The 15,231-nt window shown below is 70.7% G+C and carries 15 protein-coding genes; 9 read left to right on the top strand and 6 right to left on the bottom strand.

Annotated features, from left to right (window positions below; genetic code table 11):
- Nucleotides 1-218: 218 nt before the first annotated feature.
- Nucleotides 219-1,826, top strand: a complete 1,608-nt coding sequence (locus tag VKV26_25130) for an FAD-binding oxidoreductase (protein HLZ73202.1) — start codon at nucleotides 219-221, stop codon at nucleotides 1,824-1,826.
- Nucleotides 1,827-1,988: 162 nt separating this feature from the next.
- Here VKV26_25130 and VKV26_25125 read toward each other — a convergent pair whose 3' ends face one another.
- Nucleotides 1,989-3,302, bottom strand: a complete 1,314-nt coding sequence (locus VKV26_25125) for a cytochrome P450 (protein ID HLZ73201.1) — start codon at nucleotides 3,300-3,302, stop codon at nucleotides 1,989-1,991.
- A gap of 208 nt (nucleotides 3,303-3,510) precedes the next feature.
- Between VKV26_25125 and VKV26_25120 the strand changes: the two genes are divergently transcribed.
- Nucleotides 3,511-4,368: an alpha/beta hydrolase gene (locus VKV26_25120; GenBank protein HLZ73200.1), complete on the top strand. Its 858-nt coding sequence runs from the start codon at nucleotides 3,511-3,513 to the stop codon at nucleotides 4,366-4,368.
- A 90-nt stretch (nucleotides 4,369-4,458) separates the two neighbouring features.
- On the opposite strand, the gene cdd is transcribed toward VKV26_25120, so the two are convergent.
- The 5 genes from cdd to VKV26_25095 all read right to left on the bottom strand — a co-directional run bounded on the left by cdd (nucleotide 4,459) and on the right by VKV26_25095 (nucleotide 8,156).
- Nucleotides 4,459-4,860 (bottom strand): cytidine deaminase, encoded by a 402-nt coding sequence (gene cdd / locus VKV26_25115; GenBank protein ID HLZ73199.1) that lies wholly within the window; start codon nucleotides 4,858-4,860, stop codon nucleotides 4,459-4,461.
- 4 nt (nucleotides 4,861-4,864) lie between these two features.
- Nucleotides 4,865-5,158: a hypothetical protein gene (locus VKV26_25110; GenBank protein ID HLZ73198.1), complete on the bottom strand. Its 294-nt coding sequence runs from the start codon at nucleotides 5,156-5,158 to the stop codon at nucleotides 4,865-4,867.
- Between the two features lie 1,008 nt (nucleotides 5,159-6,166).
- Entirely contained in the window at nucleotides 6,167-6,436 is a 270-nt protein-coding gene (locus VKV26_25105; GenBank protein HLZ73197.1) for a 2TM domain-containing protein, read from the bottom strand.
- A gap of 239 nt (nucleotides 6,437-6,675) precedes the next feature.
- Nucleotides 6,676-7,260, bottom strand: a complete 585-nt coding sequence (gene aat / locus VKV26_25100) for a leucyl/phenylalanyl-tRNA--protein transferase (protein ID HLZ73196.1) — start codon at nucleotides 7,258-7,260, stop codon at nucleotides 6,676-6,678.
- A gap of 32 nt (nucleotides 7,261-7,292) precedes the next feature.
- Nucleotides 7,293-8,156, bottom strand: a complete 864-nt coding sequence (locus VKV26_25095) for a DMT family transporter (protein HLZ73195.1) — start codon at nucleotides 8,154-8,156, stop codon at nucleotides 7,293-7,295.
- A gap of 406 nt (nucleotides 8,157-8,562) precedes the next feature.
- Between VKV26_25095 and VKV26_25090 the strand changes: the two genes are divergently transcribed.
- The 7 genes from VKV26_25090 (at nucleotide 8,563) to VKV26_25060 (ending at nucleotide 15,223) form a co-directional block, all read left to right on the top strand.
- Nucleotides 8,563-9,660, top strand: coding sequence for a hypothetical protein (locus tag VKV26_25090; protein ID HLZ73194.1), 1,098 nt, complete (start codon nucleotides 8,563-8,565; stop codon nucleotides 9,658-9,660).
- Nucleotides 9,661-9,765: 105 nt separating this feature from the next.
- On the top strand, nucleotides 9,766-10,164 hold the full coding sequence (locus VKV26_25085) for a DUF559 domain-containing protein (protein HLZ73193.1): 399 nt from the start codon (nucleotides 9,766-9,768) through the stop codon (nucleotides 10,162-10,164).
- A 43-nt stretch (nucleotides 10,165-10,207) separates the two neighbouring features.
- A complete protein-coding gene (locus VKV26_25080; protein ID HLZ73192.1) occupies nucleotides 10,208-10,558 on the top strand; it encodes a DUF6285 domain-containing protein in 351 nt (116 codons plus the stop codon).
- A 164-nt stretch (nucleotides 10,559-10,722) separates the two neighbouring features.
- Complete coding sequence (locus VKV26_25075) at nucleotides 10,723-11,928, top strand: acyl-CoA dehydrogenase family protein (protein ID HLZ73191.1); 1,206 nt, start codon at nucleotides 10,723-10,725, stop codon at nucleotides 11,926-11,928.
- Between the two features lie 298 nt (nucleotides 11,929-12,226).
- Nucleotides 12,227-13,405 (top strand): acyl-CoA dehydrogenase family protein, encoded by a 1,179-nt coding sequence (locus VKV26_25070; protein ID HLZ73190.1) that lies wholly within the window; start codon nucleotides 12,227-12,229, stop codon nucleotides 13,403-13,405.
- 80 nt (nucleotides 13,406-13,485) lie between these two features.
- The gene (locus VKV26_25065; GenBank protein ID HLZ73189.1) at nucleotides 13,486-14,100 is read left to right on the top strand and encodes a Uma2 family endonuclease; all 615 of its coding nucleotides are present in this window, start codon (nucleotides 13,486-13,488) and stop codon (nucleotides 14,098-14,100) included.
- A 64-nt stretch (nucleotides 14,101-14,164) separates the two neighbouring features.
- Nucleotides 14,165-15,223, top strand: coding sequence for a phosphotransferase family protein (locus VKV26_25060; protein HLZ73188.1), 1,059 nt, complete (start codon nucleotides 14,165-14,167; stop codon nucleotides 15,221-15,223).
- The last annotated feature ends 8 nt before the right edge of the window (nucleotides 15,224-15,231 follow it).

Genomic DNA, 15,231 nt, shown 5'->3' with positions numbered 1-15,231 from the left:
CTGCGTCCGTCAGTTCTCCCCGCCCGACCATGCCCAGCTCCTGTGGTGTGCACACCCTCCTGCACAGGATACCGGGCAACGGGTCCATTCATCAGACAGACCCTAATCACTTGACCCATTACAACTTGTCACACCCCCGGCGGTCGGCGATGGGCGGGGCGACACCCCACACACCGCGGCGCTACCATAGCCGCACAGCCGGATCGAGGAGGCAGAGCATGACCGCCGCGCCGTACGTCGCGCGCCCCAGGCGCAGCATCTGGATGAACGGGCTGGAAACGGACGAGCCGACGCCCGCCCAGCGCGCCGAGCAGCAGCGCCGCCTCTCCGAGCGGCTCGGCGCTCCGGTCGAGCTGCCGCCCGTGCCGCCGCTCACCGCCCTGCAACTGCGTCGGCCGCGCATCACGCCGCCCGATTCGCTCGCCGCCTTCTGCTTCAGCGATACGTACGAACGGGCGCTGCACAGCAAAGGCGACCGGCTGGAAGAGATTCGCGGCGTCTTCAAGAACCCGCCGGACATCGTCGCCCACCCGCGCGACGAGCAGGAGCTGGAGGCTGTGCTCGACTGGTGCTCGCGCAGCGGCCACGTGGCGATCCCTTACGGCGGCGGCTCCTCGGTGGTGGAAGGCGTCACGCCGCCCGAAGGCTACGACGCCGTGGTCACGATCGATATGGACCAGTTCGACCGCGTGCTGGAGATCGACGCGACCTCGCGTGCGGCCCGCATCCAGGCAGGCGTCTTCGGCCCGGCGCTGGAAGACCAGCTGCGCCCGCATGGCTTCACCCTGCGCCACTTCCCGCAGAGCTTCACCATGTCCACGCTGGGCGGCTGGATCGCCACGCGTTCCGGCGGTCACTACGCCACGAACCACACGCACATCGACGAGTTCGTCGAGTCGGCGCGCATGCTCACGCCAGCCGGCTGGTGGGAGGCGCGGCGGCTGCCCGGCGGCGGCGCCGGCCCGGACCCGAACCGCCTCGTCTGCGGCAGCGAGGGCATCTTGGGCATCATCAGCGAGGCGTGGATGCGCATCCAGGCGCGGCCGCGCTTCCGCGCCACGGCCGGCGTGACCTTCTCTACCTGGGAAGGCTGCTACGAGGCGGCGCGGCGCATCGTGCAGACCAAGCTCTGGCCGGCCAACCTGCGCGTGCTCGACCCGGCGCTGGCACAGGACGCGGCAGGTATGGATGGGCGGCAGGCGCTGCTGATCATCGGCTTTGAGTCGGCCGAGCTGCCGCAGGACGAGGCGGTGCGGCAGGCGGTAACGATCGCGCGGGACGCCGGCGGCCAGGTCGAGGACGACGAGATCCTGATCTCCGGCTCCGGCCAGCCTACGGGGCGCGGCGGCGCGGTGGGCGCCTGGCGCGACGCCTTCATCCCCGGCACGGGCGCGGAGATCATGCCGCCGGGCATCGGCCTGGTCAGCGGCACGTTCGAGACTGCGATCACCTGGGATCGCTGGCCGGCCTTCGACGCGGCGGTGCGCGAGGCGGCGCAGCGGGCGCTGAACGAGATCTGCGGCGGCGGCACGCTGAACTGCCGCTTCACGCACGTCTACACGGACGGCCCGGCGCCCTATTACAGCTTCGCCGGGCGCTACCGACCCGGCCTCACCCACACGGATTGGCTGGCGCTGAAGACGGCGGCCTCGGACGCGATCATCACGGCGGGCGGCACGATCACGCACCACCACGCCGTGGGTCGCCAGCACCGCCCCTGGTACGACCAGGAGCGGCCGGAGCCGTTTGCGATCGCGCTGAAGGCGGCGAAGCAGGCGCTGGACCCACACGGCGTGCTCAACCCCGGCGTGCTGATCGACCCGTGAGCTTCGGCCCTCACCCCCGGCCCCTCTCCCAATCCTGGGCGAGGGGGGACTTACGGCCGGGAGTTTGAGGCTGAAGGCGTGGCTTCCCGGCCACCTGCAGGGGCGCACACCGTGCGCCCCACGCCCTCTGTTCCCTGGTCCCTGTTTCCTGTGCCCTGTTCCCTATGAGAGGCGCACGGGCAGCCGCTTGATGCCGCCCACGTGCAGGCTGCCGGGCACCAGCTCGGCCGGGCCGGCCAGCTCCATGCGCGGCAGCAGCGGCAGCAGGGCGCGCAGCATCACGCGCAGCTCCCAGCGCGCCAGGTTGGCGCCCAGGCAGAAGTGCTCGCCGTAGCCCCCGAAGGCGTAGTGCGGGTTCGGGTTGCGCGTGATGTCGAAGCGGTACGGGTCTGTGAAGACCGCTTCGTCGCGATTGGCCGACGGATACCAGACGGCGACGGTCTCGCCCTTGCGGATGCGCTGGCCGCGGATCTCCGTGTCCGCCAGGCAGGTGCGCACGAACTGGATCACGATCGAGGTCCAGCGCAGGATCTCCTCCACGGCACTCTCGACGAGATTGGGGTTCTCGATCAGCAACTGCAGCTGGTCCGGGTGCTGCAAGAGCGCCTGCACGCCGCCCGTGAGCGAGTTGCGTGTCGTCTCGTTGCCGGCGGCCAGCAACAGGTTGATGTAGGCCAAAAGCTCCTTGTGCGTCAGCGGCTGCCCGTCCACATCGGCGCGCACGAGCATGCTGATCAGGTCGTCGCCCGTGGCGCCTTCGTCGCGCCGCTTCTCGATCAGCCAGGTGGTGTAGTCCTCCCACTCGCGTTCCACCGTGCGGATCGTCGCCTCGCGGTCCTGACCGGGCAGTTGAAACTCTGGGTCGGCCGCGGCGCCGCGCGTCTCCGTCCAGTAGAAGACGCGCTCCCAGTCCTGGCGCGGCACCGCCGCCAGCTCGCAGATCGCGGCCACGGGCAGCTTGCAGGCCAGCGCGTGCACGAAATCGATCGCCTCGCCCGCGGGCAAGCGCTCCGCGAGCACGTTGCCAAAGTCCGCGACGTAGCTGTCGGCGAGCTTGTCGAAGTGTTGCTCCAGCAGGGTCATCGCCCTGGGCGTGAACTTCTTGCTGGTCAGCCCGCGGTACTGCCGGTGCTGCGGCGGGTCCATGAACACGAGGTCCGGCGGGTCGCTGGCGGCGCCGCCGTAGCGCTGTGCCCGGATCTCGCGGCTGCGGTTGCCGATGTCGATGCTGTCGATGTCGGCCAGGCGCAGCCGCTGCGTGTTGGAGAAGAGGTCCGGGTTGCGCGAGACCCAGGCGATATCCTCGTACTTCGTCAGCGCCCAGAACGGCTCGAAGCCGGGGCGCTGGTACCAGTAGACCGGCGCCTCGCGCCGCAGCAGATCCCACTCGCGCCAGGGATAGCCGCGCGTGACGTAGCGGCTCGTGTCCGTGATGTCGAGGGTATCGAGGGTGATCGGCTCGGCTGCCTGGACCATCGCACGCTCCCTGTAAGCTCCGGCTGCAAAGCCGGCGAACCGCTGCCGCTGCACGCCCAGGCGCAGGAATCGTGCACCGGCTTTGAAACCATCGGCGTATCGCCGCCATGCTGGCGCTTAGTATAAGAGGGCGCCGTGGCGCGGACCACGATCGAGTCGCCGCCGCCGCCTTCGCCGGATTCCATATTCGTTGAGCATGGGGGAACCGGTGCCAGCACTTGCGCGTCCCGACGGGGCCACGATCCATTACGAAGTGCTCGGGCAGGGCTACCCGCTGCTGCTGATCGCGCCGGGCGGCGTCAGCAGCGAGATCGGCTCCTGGGAGCGCTCGACCATCAATCCCTTCAAGGCCTTCGCCGCCGACTTCAAGCTGATCGGCATGGACCAGCGCCACGCCGGCCAGAGTCACGCGCCGGCGGTGCCCTTCTCCTACGACCTGACCGTGGCCGACCAGCTTGCCGTGCTGGACGCGGCCGGCGCCCGGCGGGCGCACGTGCTGGGCGGCTGCATCGGCTGCGCCCACGCCTGGCGCCTGATCCACGACGCGCCCGAGCGGATCACGGCCGCGGTCTGCCAGGACCCGGTGGGCCTGGACGAGACGAACACGCCCGGCACCTTCTACCGCATGTTCGACGAGACGATCCGTCTGGCGCGGGCGGAAGGCATAGCGGCCGTGGTGCAGGCCGCGCACGAGAACCCGGTCTTCGCGCAGAACAACGCCGCCGGCCCCTTCGCCGCCCGCCTGCACGCCGATCCCGCCTTCCGCGATGAGTTGAGCGCGATGACGATCGAGCGCTACGCCGCGCTGATCGTGCGCTTCCGCGACGGCGTCTGGCCGGCGACCCCGCCGTTCTTCACCGTCCCGCGCGAGTGGATGGCGCGCTGCCCGGCGCCGCAGCTCGTGCTGCCCGGCAGCGACGCCTTCCACCCCACCGGCATCGCCCACCTGATCTGTCAGACGGCGCCGCGTGCCGCCTGCCTGGACGTGGATTGCCGCGCCCCGGCGAAGCTGGCCGCGACGATCGAGACGATTCGCCGCTTCCTGCTGGAGCACGTGCCGGCGTAGCGTGCCGCTCGGCCCTCACGTCATGCACGTACCCTCTCCCAGGATTGGGAGAGGGGCGATCCTGCGTTGAGCGTTCTAGCGGGTGTGGGGCTAACCGACGCGCGGCGGGCCGGGCAGCGGGGCGTCGAAGCCGTGCGGCAGCAGCTCGCGCAGCGTCCAGCGGCGCAGGCCGCCGTCGTGGCCGCGGCTGTCCACCGCCAGCTCGGGCGCGAACTCGGCCAGCGCCTGCCGGCAGAGGCCGCAGGGCGCCACCGGCTCGGCGGCGCTGGCCGTCAGCGCCAGGCGGCGAAAACGGCGGGCGCCGGCGGCAACCGCGCTCACCAGCGCCACGCGCTCGGCGCAGATCGTGGCGCCGAACGAGCGGTTCTCCACGTTGCAGCCGCCGAAGACGCGGCCGTCCTCCGCTTCGAGCGCCGCGCCCACGCGAAAGCCGGAGTAGGGGGCGTAGGCGCGGGCCAGCATCTCCCGCGCCAGATTCGCGAGTGCATCCACGGCGTCAGCGCCGGCCGCCGGGCTGCGGGCCGCGTGCCGCGGGCGCCTGGCGGTGGAAACGGATGCGGCTGTGCGCAAGATCGGGCTGCGCCACGAAGCCGGCCGCCAGCCAGGCCCGCGCCCGCGGCGGCGGCTTGCCGTGCACGCCCTGCCAGAAGGGAACGCTTTGCGAGCCCCGCGGCAACGATGCGCCGATGATGCGCTCGATCTCGGCGAAGGTGAGCGTCACATCGCTGTGCTCGCCGGCGAGGCGGCGCAGGTGAGCGCCCAGCGGCAGGTACTTGTCCTTAATCGGCATGCGCGGATCGTACGGGAGAAGCCGTATTCAGGGAACAGGGCGAAACGCACTCCGGCAGCGGGACACGGTCCGCGGCCAGCACAACCGAACGGAGTAGCCTCGCCCCGCTTTGATCGCCGATCGTCGCCTGCCTCTCAGCCCTCTCTCAGGGAGCGTGGCTAGCGTGGGTAGCGCCCCCGCCGCAGCGCGGAACGGATTGCGTGTCAGTTCGCAGGTCTCGCCGCCGCCGGCCGCGGCGCTCGCCACGGCATCTGCGCCTGCTCCGGCTGCTGTTGCTGGTGGCCGCATTGCCTGGTTGGTGCGCCGGCCCGCGCGTGGCCCGCCCGGCGCACGCCGCCGATGCGGCCACACCGGTTCCGGCCGCCGGTCTCACCGTCTCCACGCCGGCCGCGAGCACGCCCGCAGCATCCGGCGGTGCCCTGCCGGCGACCAAACCAGCGTCCCCGCCCGCCGCGGTCTCGCCGGCGGCCGGCAATGCACCCCCCGCCGCCGCACCCACGGCACAGCCGGCTTCCAGCACGGCACTCGGCGCCACGCCCGCCGGCCCAGGCACAACCGGACATCCTGCCGCTGCGGATACGCCTGCCCCGGCGTCCGCGAGCACGCCGGCCGCCGTTGCCTCGCCCTCGGGTGCCGGCCCTGGCGCCCCGGGCGCCGCTGGCGGCGCTCCGGCCGCGGCCCCCACGCCGACACCATTTCAGCCACTGCCGATTGTGCCGGTCACGCCGGTGATGGGATCAAATCAGACGCCTGGCCCGCCGCCGACCGCGGCCCCAGCCGCGGGAGCAGGGGGCGCCGGGCCGCCGGGCGGGGCAGGCGCGGCGAGCGCGCCGTTGCCGCCGTCGGCGCACAGCCATGCGCCGGGAGCGGGCCTCATCTTGCTCATTGCGTTGGGAGCCGCGCTGAGCTGCGTGCTGGTCGTATGGGCTGCGGGTCTGGTCTATCGCGGCGAGGAACCGATCGGCAGGAGGGCGGAAGAGAGGCGCTCCTCACGCCGCTGAAGGCGGCTCAGGCGTGCGGTGCGCGGTCGCCAAGGGGGCGGTCGTAGCCGACGCGATCGAGGCCGTAGACGTGCGCCGCATGGACGAGCACGCCCGCGCCCCAGCCCAGCAGCGGCCAGTAGAACCACCAGCTGCCGGGTGTGGCCACGTTGATCAGAAAGAGCGCGAGGTTGATCAGCAGATAGGCGGTGAGGTGCGCCTGAAAATCGTGCAGCTCGCGCGCCCGCCGTCGAGTGCGCCGCAGGGCTGCTTTCGTTCGCACCAGCTCCGCTTCCACGTATTCGTCTCCTCGCGCCGGCCCAAAACACTGCGCCGTCTTGGCGCTACAGGTTTCTACGTGTAGTGTGCCCTGCGCCGGCGGGATGCGCATGCGGCGCTGGACCGGGCCTGCCCACCGTCGTTAGGCGCGCCGCGGAGATCCGGATCACCCCGGCAAAAAGTCGCGGACCTGGCGCAGAGCATGGCCGCGGCTGGCTGCACGGTAAGCAGATGCCGCCGCGCCGCTGCTCGCAGACCTTACGGATCGAACCGGCAGCGCCGCCGCAGCGCGGCCTCAAGCTGCAGGAGATAAACGTCGCGCGAGACGGTGACCGCGCCCAGGCTGGCCAGGTGCGCGGTCATGAACTGCGCGTCGAGCAACGCGTAGCCGCGTTCGCGCAGCCGGCGGCAGAGCACCAGGAAGGCGATCTTGCTCGCGTCCGTTTGCCGGCTGAACATCGACTCGCCGAAGAAGGCGCCGCCCAGCGCCACGCCGTAGAGCCCGCCCGCAAGCATACCGTCGCGGTACGCCTCGACGCTGTGCGCGAGGCCGGCCTCGTGCAGCGCCGTGTAGACGATGGCGATCTCCGCCGAGATCCAGGTCTCTGGACGGGCGGCGCAGGCGCGCAGCGTGGCCGCGAAGTCGTGATTGATGCGCACCTCGTAGACGCCGCGCCGGTACGTGCGCGCCAGCGAGTGCGAGATGTGCTCCTCGCCGGGCACGAAGATCGCCCGCTCGGCCGGCTCGTACCAGCCGATCGGGCCGTCGCGGCCCTCGACCATGGGAAACCAGCCGCGGCAGTAGGCGGCCACCACCAGTTGTGGTGTCAGGTGCTGGCGCATGGCCAGAGTGTAGCGCCGCGGCGGCCGCGCCCTCAGCCCAGCGCCAGCGCCAGCACGCCGACGACGATCGCGCTCGCGCCCGAGAGCCGGCGCCCGGCGTCACCTTCGCGCAGCAGCCGTGCGCCGAAGGCCGCGCCCAGCACGATGCTGATCTCGCGCGCCGGCGCCACGTAGCTGACGGGGCTGAGGCGCAGCGCGATCAGCACCAGGCCGTAGGCGAGCGGGCTGAGCACGGCCACGCCCAGCAGCGCCGCGCGGTTGCAGCGCAGCTCACCCGCCGCCCGCTTGCGCCGCGCGGGATTGCCCAGCACCGGCGCGGCCAGCGCCAGCGCGATCACCGCGATCGTGCCGTAGTTGTAGACCAGCGGGTTGACGTGCTGCACACCGCGTTTGTCCCACAGCGTGTAGGCGGCGATGCAGACGCCCGTCGCCAGCGCCAGCATGATCGCCCGGCCGGCGCCCGCCGGCAGCCCGCCGCGCCCCGGCGCCGTCATCACCAGCACCCCCAGCACGATCAGCGCCACGCCGCCCAGCGCCAGCGCCGATGGCCGCTCGCCGTAGAGCAGCACCCCGCCCGCCACGGCCACAGCCGGACCGGTGCCGCGCGCCAGCGGGTAGACGAGCGAGAGGTCGCCGATGCGGTAGGCGCGGGTGAGCAGCGTGAAGTAGGCCACCTGCAGGCAGCCGCTGAAGGCCATCCAGGCGAGGCCGTGGCCGTCGGGGGCGCCGCCGGCGAAGAGCACGAGCACGGCGATCAGCGGCAGATAGATGCCGATCGCCAGCGTGGCGAACAGCCAGGTGAAGGCGACCGTGTCGCGGGCGCGCTTGGCGAGCAGGTTCCAGGTGGCGTGGGCCACCGCCGCGCAGAGCACCAGCGCCAGCGTGAGCGGAGACACCACCGAATCCTTGCCGCGCAGGCTCCAGCGGCGTGGTTTCGACACGGGCGGGAGGCTCGCCGCGGCCGCGCACCGGCCGATCACGTGGCCGGTTTGGAGACCATCTGTCAGTGTGCACCGTCACGCCGGCACACGGCCAGCACCCGTGCGCCACGCGGCCCTCACCCTTTCGGCGGTAACTTTGCCACCAGCCTGTCGTTTTGTTTTTACAGATGGGTTCGAATCTGGCGCACAGGCTCGCCGTCGCCCGAGCCGTACAATCGTCGCCGGTCTTGAACCCATGGTGCAGACGGATGGGAGATCTGCAGTCGCCATCAGCGCGGCTGGCTCCAACTCCACGCACATGCTGTAATGATTCCGACACGGAATGATCCCGCGCGTGCGGGAGGGAAAGGGAACGAATTCGGTGGCCATCGCACCCGGACGCACGATTGCCGAGCTGGACACGATCGTGGAGGCGCTGCCCCACGCGCGGCGCAGCCTGTTCGAGCGCATCTTCGACATCCACGTCAGCCATGGCCGGCTGCTGCCGCCGGCAGAGATGGAGCCCTGGATCATCAAGCAGTTCGGCAGCCTCGATGCCACGCTCGAACAGAAGATCGTGCGCGTCACCAACCAGATCACGCTTGAGGGCGTGCTGTTCAACTGGCTGCGCTCCAGCCGGCCGATGTGGAAGGCGCCCTCGCTCGACCTTGAGGCCGAGCTGGAGAAGAACGCGCCGGCGGATCCGCTGCGCGACCCCTACCACGGCACGCCGGAAGACGTCTTCGGCCGCATCGAAGGCAAGTACTGTGTGACGGCCAGCAACATCGCCAAGTTCGACGGCTTCCACGGCCTCGTCGTCTTCCGCGAGCCGCATCCACTGGCCTGGACGCGCGAGGCGCTGCACGACTACATCGACACCGGCATGCGCTGGGCCGAGGCGGCGAACGCGATCGACGCCGACGCGCAGTACTACCTCTACATCTGGAACTGCCTCTGGCGGGCGGGCGCCTCGCTGCTGCACGGCCATGCGCAGGTGATGTTGGGCAAGGGCATGCACTACGCCGCCGTCGAGCAGCTGCGCCGCGCTGCGCTGCTCTACCAGGCGCAGTACCGCGCCAACTACTTCAACGACCTGTACGAGGCGCACGCCGACATCGACTGCGCCTTCTCGCGCGGCGACGTGCGCGTGATCGCCAACCTGGTGCCGAAGAAAGAGAACGAGGTCTTGCTGTTCGCGCCCTCGCTCTCCGACGATCTGAAGGACCGCATCTACGACGTGCTGGCCTGCTTCCGCGACCGCATCGGCGTCACCAGCTTCAACCTGGTGATGTACATGCCGCCGTTGGGCGACACGGAGGAGAACTGGGAAGGCTTCCCCGTGGTCGTGCGCATCGTCGACCGCGGCGACCCGATGGCGCGCACGGCCGACATCGGCGCCATGGAGCTGTACGCGGCCAGCGTCGTCTCCAGCGACCCCTTCCGCCTCGCCGCCGCCCTGGACGACGCGGTGGGAGGGTAGGGCGTGGCCTCACCCCCTGGCCCCCTCTCCATGGAATGGAGAGGGGGAAGCTGTGGGAGGGGTTGATTGGAGGGCGGGATGCGCGGGCCGTACAGGAAACCGCTGGTGAGCGGACGGGAGGTTGCGCGGGAACTGCGGCGGGAGCAGACGCCGGCGGAGGAGTGTTTCTGGGAGTTGGTGCGCAACCGCCGGTTCGATGATCACAAGTTCCGCCGGCAGCACCGGCTCGGCCCCTGGTTTCTCGACTTTTACTGCCCCGAGCTCCGCCTCGCCGTCGAAATGGACGGCCCGGTGCACGACGAGCAGCCAGAGCGCGACGCCTGGCGAGACGCCAGCATCGCCGGCGAAGCCCTTGTCCACGTCGCCCACCTCCGCAACGAAGACGTCCTCAACCATCCTGCCGCCGTCCTCGATCACCTCCGCGCGATCATCTCCCGACTTCCAAACAATCCCAGTACCGCAGCCTCCCCCTCTCCATCCCATGGAGAGGGGGCCGGGGGGTGAGGCCACGCAAGACCGTCCAACCCAGCACGAGATCCTCGACGCCGTGCAGCGCTTCCTGGACGGCGAGGTGGTGCCCGCCACCGAGGGCCGCACACAGTTTTTGGTGCGCGTCGCCGCCAACCTGCTGCGCACGCTCGACCGTGAGCTGGCGCTGGAGGAGGATCAGCTTGCCCGCGAGTGGCAGGGGCTGAACGAGCTGCTCGGCGCCGAACCGCCGCCCGCCGGCCGCGAGGCGTTGCGCGATGCGGTGCGCCGGCGAAACAGCGCGCTCTGCGAACAGATCCGCGCCGGCGCAGCCGACGAAGGCGCGGCGCGAGAACAGATTCTCGCCCACGTGCGCCGCGCGGTGCAGGACAAGCTCGCCGTCACGAATCCGGGCCTGCTGACACGCTAACAATTCTCAAGCTTGAACCATGCCGCGCCGCTGCCGCATGCTGAGGGCGTTCCCGCGCCCGCCGTGCCGGGCCCGTTCCGTACGCTCACGCCGCGCCCGGCATCGTGGCCGGGCGTCAGCGTCAGCCGGCAGCAAGCGTCACACGCGTCAAAGGAGCCGTTCCCGTGGTCGATTTCACGCTCTCGCCCGAGATCCGCGACCTGCGCGCCCGCGTCACCAGCTTCATGAACGAGCACATCTATCCGAACGAAGACGCGCTCGGCACAGAGGACGACCAGGCCGAGTCCCTGATGAAGGACCTGCAGGGCCGGGTCAAGCAGCAGGGCATGTGGGCGATGTTCATCGGCCCGGAGGCCGGCGGCACGGGCACCGGCTTCCTGCCCTACGCCTACGTCAACGAGATCCTCGGCCGCAGCCCCTACGCGCCGCGCGCCTTCGGCTGCCAGGCGCCCGACACCGGCAACGCCGAGATCCTCTTGCAGTTCGGTACGCCCGAACTGCAAGAGAAATACATGAAACCGCTGATCGCCGGCGAGTGCCGCTCCTTCTTCTCCATGACCGAGCCGGAAGTCTCCGGCGCCGATCCGACGAACCTGCAAACCCGCGCCGTACAGGACGGCGACGAGTGGGTGATCAACGGCCACAAGTGGTTCAGCTCCGCGGCCGAAGGCTCGAAGTTCGGCATCGTCATGGCCTGCACCGACCCGGACGGTCTGCCCCACCGCCGCTTCAGCCAGATCGTCGTGCCGACCGATTCGCCCGGCGTCAACCTGATCCGCAACATCTCGGTGATGGGCCACGTGGGCAAGGGCCACGGCACGCACGCCGAGATCCGCTATGAAAACGTGCGCGTGCCCTTCACCAACGTGCTGGGCAAGCCGGGCGACGGCTTCCTGATCGCACAGAAGCGGCTGGGGCCGGGGCGCATTCACCACTCCATGCGCTGGCTTGGCCAGGCGCAGCGGGCCTTCGAGATCATGTGCCGCCACGTGCTCAAGCGCGAGGCGTTCGGCGGGCCGCTGGCCGAGAAGCAGACGATCCAGAACTGGATCGCCGACTCCGCCGCCGAGATCCAGGCCTGCCGCCTGCTCACCATGCACGCCGCGGCCAAGATCGACAGCGGCGCCGACGCGCGCGTGGAGATCTCGCTGATCAAGTTCTGGGGCGCGAAGATGCTGCACGACGTGATCGACCGCGCCATCCAGAGCCACGGCGCCCTCGGCGTCACCGACGATACGCCGCTGGCCAGCATGTACCGCAACGCCCGCGCCGCGCGCATCTACGACGGCCCGGACGAGGTGCACCGCATGGTCGTCTCGCGCCGCATCCTGCGCCGCTTCCAGGAGGGCGGCGTCTACGAGTTCGAGTAGGGCGCAGGCTGCGGGGCGCAGGTCAAATGGCAGTGGTGGGCAAGCGCTGCGGTCTGAACCACGCCGCGCAACCCCAGGGCGGAGGTTCAGGCAGCCTTCCGCCCCGCCGATGCTGCTATCGGTAATCTGCGGAGACACCGCAGCCCCGCTCGCCTCGCACGACGCTGGGAACGCTTCAGGAGTCCTTCCTCGTTTCGGGAAGGGACAGGTTTCGCAGGCGAAACCAGCGATAGGCGCCCCGCAACGCCGGCACTGCCGGTCCGGCTCCCAGGTCAAGTCCGCCGGTGAGGAAGCGCGCATGACCCACGCACGCAACGGCGCGTCCGCCGACGACCTGATCGCCCGGGCGCGGGCGCTGGCGCCGCTGGTGCGCGAGAGCCGCGCCGCGATCGAGCGCGAGCGGCGGCTGCCCGACGCGCTGGTGCGGGCCTTCATCGCCGCCGGCTTCATGCGCGTCAAGCTGCCCGTTCGCCTGGGCGGCCTCGGCGGCGGCCACCCGGTCACGGCGATCCGCATCGTCGAAGAGGTCTCGCGCGAGGACGGCGCCGCCGGCTGGAACCTCTGCCTGGGCCTCGGCCAGGCGATCTACGCCGGCTTCATGCAGGAAGACACCGCCCGCGCGATCTGGGCCGAAGACCCGGACACGATCATCGCCGGCGGCATCAACCCGCCGGGCCGCGCGGTCGTGCAGGAGGGCGGCTACCGCGTCTCCGGCCGCTTCGGCTTCTCCAGCGGCTGCCACCAGGCCACGCGCCTCTTCGGCAACTGCCGCATCTACGACGACGAAACCGCGCACTCGCGCCGCAACCCGGACGGCTCGCCCGCCATGCGCTTCATGCTCTTCCGGCCGGAGGAGTGCGAGATCCTCGACACCTGGCACACGGGCGGCCTGCGCGGCACGGGCAGCAACGACGTCGCCGTGCGCGAGCGCTTCGTGCCGGAGGAGCTGAGTTTCTCGGTGAACGACGCGGCCTGGCCGGCCGATCCGCTCTACCGCTTTCCCTTCTACACGCAGGGCTCGCTCGCCGGCGTGGCGCTCGGCCTCGCCCGCGGCGCGATCGACGCGCTGGTCGAATTGGCGCAGGCGAAGACGCCGGCCGGCCAAACGAGCCTGCTGCGCGAGCGCGCCGCCGTGCAGGCCGGCGTGGCCCGCGCCGAGGCACTCTGGCGTGCCGGCCGCGCCTACCTGTTCGAGGCGCTGGACGGGGCCTGGCAGACCGCCCTGCGCGGCGACCGGCCCACGCGCGAGCAGCGGGTGCAGATCCGCCTGGCCAACCTCCACGCCGGCGAGTGCGCAGTGCAGGCCGTGGACCTGATGTACAACGCCGCGGGCGCCACGGCGATCTACGAGAGCAGCCCGCTGGAGCGCCACTTCCGCGACGTGCACGTGGCCGTGCAGCACTTTCTGTTGCAGGGCGTGCAGATCGAAGACCCCGGCCGCGCCCTGCTTGGCCTGCCGGTGCGCGGGCCGCTGTAGACTCCAGCCGCCCGCGCCGTCGATGCGCGATACTGGAAGCGCAGCAAATCCCCTTCACACGGCCAGCGGAGCACGGCGATATGGTCACGAAGCGAACCGGCAAGCAGCCGAACCCTCCGGCGCCGGCGCCGGCTCTGGAGCGGCGCCGCTTCAGCATCGACGAGTACGACCGCATGATCGCGGCCGGCATCCTGTGCGAGGATGAGCGCGTCGAGTTGTTGGAAGGAGCTATCGTTTGCATGGCCCCGATCGGCGTTCGGCACGTCGCTGCGGTGCATCGCCTCACCACACGGTTCTCGCGGGAGTTGCCGGACGTCATCGTCTCCGTGCAGAATCCGATTCGCCTGCCGCAGGGTTCGGAGCCGCAGCCCGATGTCGCGATCCTGCGCCCGCGCGAGGACTTTTATGAGAGCGGCCTGCCAGGACCCGCGGACGTGCTGTTGCTGATCGAGATCGCGGATACCTCGCTCGAATACGACCGCGATGTCAAACTGCCGCTCTACGCCGCCGCCGGCAGCATCGAGGTCTGGATCGAAGATCTGAACGGCGAGCGGATGCTCGTCTACCGCGAGCCGAAGGATGGGCAGTACACGCGGATGCAGGTGATCGAGCGCGGCGGCACGCTCGCGCCGCTCGCCTTCCCCGAGCTGACGCTGGCGCTCGACGACCTGCTCGGTTCGCGCCGCAAGCCGTAGCGCGCCGCTTGCCCGCGCACCGGCCGCGCGGCATGCTCTGTGCAGGTCTGCGGGAGGCGGTGCGATGAGCCAGGCGGAAACTCTGACCGGGCTGGTGGACGTAGCGAGCCTGGAGGCGTATCTGCGGCGGGCGCTGCCCGCCCCGGACGCCGCGGCGCCGCTCGTCGTGCACAAGCACACGGCCGGCTTCTCCAACGAAACGTTCTACCTCGAGCGCGGCGTCCAGCGCTGGGTGATGCGCCGCCCGCCGCGCGGCCCGCTTCTGCCCAGTGCACACGACGTGGGCCGCGAATACCGCGTGCTCGCCGGCCTGCACGGCACGGCGGCGCGCGTGCCGCGGCCGCTCGTGCTCTGCGAGGACGTGGAGGTGATCGGCGCGCCGTTCTACGTGATGGAGCGTGTGGACGGCATCGTGATCCGCGAGCAACTGCCGGACCAGTTCGACGCCGTGGCCGAGCGCCGCCGCCTGGGCGAGGAGATGATCGACACGCTGGTCGAGATCCACAGCGTCGACTGGCGGGCCGCCGGGCTGGAAAGTCTCGGCCGGCCGCAGGGCTATTTGGAGCGGCAGTTGCGCCGCTGGAGCGGTCAGCTCGACCTCACCTTGCCGCGCACGCGACCGCTGCCGCGCCTGGTCGAAGTCTCGGACTGGCTGAAGACGCGGCTGCCCGCATCCGGCCCGGCCACGGTGGTGCACGGCGACTTCAAGATCGACAACGTGCTCTTCGCCCCGCGGGCGCCGGCGCGGCTGCTGGCGGCGCTCGATTGGGAGATGGCCACGCTCGGCGACCCCCTGGCCGACGTGGGCTATTTCATGACCTTCTGGGGGCCGACCGGCGACCCGGACGAGGGCACGCCCGAGGCGCCGCTGCCGGTCTACGGTCTGCCCGGCTTCCTCTCGCGTGAGGAGATGGTCGCCCGCTACGAGGAACGCTCCGGCCGCGCCATGCGGGAGATCCAGTTCTACATGGTGCTGGCGCTGTGGAAGCTGGCGATCATCCTGGAGGGCCTCTACGCCGGCTTTCTGGTAGGCACGGCGGCCAACGCCCGCGCCGCCGAGATGGAGTTCCGCGTACCGCGCCTGGTCGATCGCATGCACCGCTTCATGGCCGGCGAGCTGTAGGCCGCGCG

The organism is Dehalococcoidia bacterium (assembly GCA_035310145.1).
In the GTDB taxonomy this organism is placed as follows: Bacteria; Chloroflexota; Dehalococcoidia; order CAUJGQ01; family CAUJGQ01; genus CALFMN01.
The sequence above is the reverse complement of the archived record's forward strand: the minus strand, read 5'-3'. Positions and strand labels throughout refer to the sequence as shown.

Excerpts from the sequence above, each read along its gene's own strand:
- VKV26_25130 (HLZ73202.1), top strand. The coding sequence starts at position 219 with ATGACCGCCGCGCCGTACGTCGCGCGCCCCAGGCGCAGCATCTGGATG.
- aat (HLZ73196.1), bottom strand. The coding sequence starts at position 7,260 with ATGCGCCAGCACCTGACACCACAACTGGTGGTGGCCGCCTACTGCCGC.
- VKV26_25110 (HLZ73198.1), bottom strand. The coding sequence starts at position 5,158 with ATGCCGATTAAGGACAAGTACCTGCCGCTGGGCGCTCACCTGCGCCGC.
- VKV26_25060 (HLZ73188.1), top strand. The coding sequence starts at position 14,165 with ATGAGCCAGGCGGAAACTCTGACCGGGCTGGTGGACGTAGCGAGCCTG.
- VKV26_25070 (HLZ73190.1), top strand. The coding sequence starts at position 12,227 with ATGACCCACGCACGCAACGGCGCGTCCGCCGACGACCTGATCGCCCGG.
- VKV26_25065 (HLZ73189.1), top strand. The coding sequence starts at position 13,486 with ATGGTCACGAAGCGAACCGGCAAGCAGCCGAACCCTCCGGCGCCGGCG.
- VKV26_25125 (HLZ73201.1), bottom strand. The coding sequence starts at position 3,302 with ATGGTCCAGGCAGCCGAGCCGATCACCCTCGATACCCTCGACATCACG.